5 protein-coding genes are annotated in these 3,064 nt (G+C 76.2%); 4 read left to right on the top strand and 1 reads right to left on the bottom strand.

Annotated features, from left to right (window positions below; all coding sequences use genetic code 11):
• On the bottom strand, positions 1-347 hold a 347-nt coding region (locus tag ACWJ6R_RS33450; RefSeq protein WP_449066054.1), incomplete at its 3' end, for a M17 family peptidase N-terminal domain-containing protein.
• Positions 348-486: 139 nt separating this feature from the next.
• Between ACWJ6R_RS33450 and ACWJ6R_RS33445 the strand changes: the two genes are divergently transcribed.
• From ACWJ6R_RS33445 to ACWJ6R_RS33430, 4 genes are all read left to right on the top strand, one after another.
• The gene (locus tag ACWJ6R_RS33445) at positions 487-822 is read left to right on the top strand and encodes a GntR family transcriptional regulator (protein WP_449066053.1); all 336 of its coding nucleotides are present in this window, start codon (positions 487-489) and stop codon (positions 820-822) included.
• A complete protein-coding gene (locus tag ACWJ6R_RS33440) occupies positions 819-1,865 on the top strand; it encodes a hypothetical protein (protein ID WP_449066052.1) in 1,047 nt (348 codons plus the stop codon). Before ACWJ6R_RS33445 ends, ACWJ6R_RS33440 begins: the two co-directional genes overlap by 4 nt.
• 130 nt (positions 1,866-1,995) lie before the next feature.
• Positions 1,996-2,475 carry a hypothetical protein gene (locus ACWJ6R_RS33435; RefSeq protein WP_449066051.1) on the top strand — a complete coding sequence of 160 codons (480 nt, stop codon included), beginning with the start codon at positions 1,996-1,998 and terminating at the stop codon, positions 2,473-2,475.
• The gene (locus ACWJ6R_RS33430) at positions 2,451-2,930 is read left to right on the top strand and encodes a CPBP family intramembrane glutamic endopeptidase (RefSeq protein ID WP_449066050.1); all 480 of its coding nucleotides are present in this window, start codon (positions 2,451-2,453) and stop codon (positions 2,928-2,930) included. The genes ACWJ6R_RS33435 and ACWJ6R_RS33430 overlap by 25 nt, the downstream gene beginning before the upstream one ends.
• The last annotated feature ends 134 nt before the right edge of the window (positions 2,931-3,064 follow it).

The raw sequence follows: 3,064 nt of genomic DNA, 5'->3' as shown, positions 1-3,064 counted from the left end.
GGGCGAGGGCGACGCGGCCGGTCCCGGCCAGGGCGCGGGTCGCGGTGCCCGCGGCGCGGCGCAGGACTCGGGTCGGTAGTCCCCTCGGGGGCGTCGCCGAGGCCGACGGCGACGAGGAGCGGGGCGGTCAGCGCGCCGAAGGTCGGAACCTTGGCGATCTCACCGGGCTTGCCCTTGACGCCCATGGCGCCGAGGGTGGCGGCGAGCCTGCCGCCGAGCGCCTCGTCGAGCCCTTCGGCTCCGGGAGCGGCGCGCAGGCCGTCCGGGCCGGTGTGGACTCCGACGACCAGCGCTTCGGTATCGAAAGAGACGACGTTGTCACTTGAGTTCAGCCGCACAGTGGTCACGTAGGCCGATGCTAGTCCTGCCGGGGCCGTACGCATAAACGAGGGGTCGTCCTACCAATCGGTAAACCTCGAATGGTGCTATTTCAAATAGCTTCATCGCATAGTTGGTGCTAGTGTCGATAGCACCATGCTACTCGCTTTGGATCTGAACGACCCCCGGCCGCTGCATGAGCAGGTCGCCGGGACGATCCGCCGTGCCATCGCCGACGGGTCCTACACCCCCGGTGACCGCCTGCCGCCGGCCCGCGACCTGGCGGACGCGCTCGGCATCAACGCCAACACCGTCCTGCGCGCCCTGCGCGAGCTGCGGGATGAAGGCCTGCTGGAGTTCCGCCGCGGCCGGGGCGTCAGCGTGCTGAGCCGTCCCGACGCCCGCGGGGCGCTGGCGGAGGCCGTGCGCGAACTGCTCGCCGAGGCCGACCGGTACGGCTACGGCCCCGAAGAAGTCATCCACATCATCAGGGAGCTGTCATGACCGACTCCGCCCGACGGCCGTCCGCCACCGCCCCGCCGGGCGGCCGCGCCTCCTCCCGGGGATTCGCCGTCACCGTCGCCGCACTCTGGGGCGCACTCGTCACCGCGGCCCTGGTCGCCGTGCCGCTCGCGCTCCGCGACCGCCTGCCCGAGCCGGTGGCGGTCCACTGGAGCGGCGGTTCCGTTCCCGACCGGAGCATGCCCCTGGCCGGCGACATCGCCACCGGTCTGGCCCTGTGGGGGGTGGCCTGGGTGTTCCTGCTCGGCGCCGCGCTGCACGGCACGGCCCTGCGCGGGCGGGCGACGCGCGCGCACTGGTGGGGCTTCCTGTTCGGCTGGGCCGTGTTCGCGCTGGGCGTCCAGGGCTCCACGCTCCTGGCCAACCTCGACGCGGGCGACTGGCGGCGGGCCCTGCTGCCCGGCTGGGCGGTCCTCGCCGTCCTGGGCGCCGCCGTCGCGGTGGGCGTGTTCGCGGGATGGCTCGGCCGGGGGGAGCCCGACCGCGCCCCGGACCGGCCGGAGGAGGCGCCGAGTCTCCGGCTCCGTCCCGGACGGCGCGCGGTCTGGGTGAGCCGCACCTCCAACCCCTGGCTGCTCGCCCTCTCGGCGGTGGCGCTGGCCGGCTCGGCGGGAGCGGCCGTGCTGACCGCCGCGGGGATGCTGGACGGCTCCGCCGCCTGGACCCCCGTCGCCGCCGTCGCCCTCACCGGGCTGCTCGGGCTGGCCACCGCCACGGTGCAGGTCAGGGTCGACGCGGGCGGCCTGCGGATCGGCTTCGGGCCGCTGGCCCGGCCCGCCTACCGGGTGCCCGCGGCCGCGATCGAGTCGGCCCGGGCGGAGCGGGCCGTTCCCGCCCAGGTCGGGGGCTGGGGTCTGCGGGGCCTGCCCGGCACCGGCCGGATCACGCTCATGCTCCGCGGCGGCGAGCACCTGGTCGTCCGCCGCACCACGGGCGGCGAGTTCGCCGTCTCCGCCGACGACGCCGAGCGCGGCGCCGCCCTCCTCAACGCCTACGCCGCCCAGAGCGACGCACTCCGCCCATGACCGGACCCCGCCGCCACGAGCCCTACCGCCCGGCCGATCCGCACGTCGGCGCAGAGCCTTCACCCCGTTCCCCTCCGGCCCGCCTCCTCCATCCGCGGGCGGGCCGGTCCCGCCTGTGAAAGGTGACGACATGCCCCGCCGCCCCACCGACCTGTGGGTGTTCCTGTCCGTCGCGTTCGGCCTGTCCTGGCTGATCGCCTCACCCCTCTGGCTCGGGGACGTCGCGCTCGGCTCCCCGCCCGCCCTGGCGATCAGCCTGGCGATGATGTTCACGCCCGCCCTCGGCGTCCTGGCCGTCCGCCTGTACGGCAGGCGGAGCGGAGCGCCCCGGACCCCCTGGCGCGGGTGGGCCGCGAGCACCGGCCTGACCCTCGGCGAGCGCCGGGGCCGCACGGTCGCGTTCGTCGCGCTGGCCTGGCTCGGCACCCCGCTGCTGGTCGCCGCGTCGGTCGCGGTCAGCGCCGCCCTCGGGCTGCTCGCCCTCGACCTGGACGGGCTCAGCCTGTTCCGCCGCACCGTCGCCGAGCCGCCCCGGGCCAGGCCCCCGCAGCCGACCCCCACCTCCTGGTCGCCGCCCAGCTGGCGGTGGCGGTGCTGGTCGGGCCGCTGACCAACACGGTCGCGGCGCTCGGCGAGGAGTGGGGCTGGCGCGGCTGGCTGCTGCCCCGGCTGATGCCGCTGGGCACCGCGCGGGCGCTGCTGCTGTCCGGGGTGATCTGGGGGGCCTGGCACGCCCCGCTCACCCTGCTCGGCTACAACTACCCGGCGCTCGGCGCCTGGGCGGCGCCCTTCTTCGTGGTCTTCTGCGTGCCGTACGGAGCCCTGCTCGGCTGGCTCCGGCTGTACTCGGGCAGCGTCTGGCCCGCGGCCGTCGGCCACGGCGCGCTCAACGCCACGGCGGCCGTCCCACTGCTCCTGGGCGACGCCGCCGCCCCGCCGGACCTCACCGTCGCCGGGATCACCGGCCTGGTCGGCGCGGTGCTGCTGGCGGCGGTCTCCGCCGTGCTGTTCAGGCGCCGACCGGTACGGCGGCCCGCCCCGTCACAGGCCGAAGCCGCCGCTTGAGAGCACCGTCCGGAGACGCCGTCCGCAGGCCCTCGTCCGAGGTGACGGCCCGGGGCCGCCGACGGGGGCGCCGCTCCGTCCCCGTCCCACCCGGATGTCCGGCCGGGCTCACCACAGGGCCGCGCAGGACAGCA

This window comes from Planomonospora algeriensis, from assembly GCF_977012225.1.
This window is presented reverse-complemented; position numbering and strand designations above follow the sequence as displayed.

Excerpts from the sequence above, each read along its gene's own strand:
- ACWJ6R_RS33440 (WP_449066052.1), top strand. The coding sequence starts at position 819 with ATGACCGACTCCGCCCGACGGCCGTCCGCCACCGCCCCGCCGGGCGGC.
- ACWJ6R_RS33435 (WP_449066051.1), top strand. The coding sequence starts at position 1,996 with ATGCCCCGCCGCCCCACCGACCTGTGGGTGTTCCTGTCCGTCGCGTTC.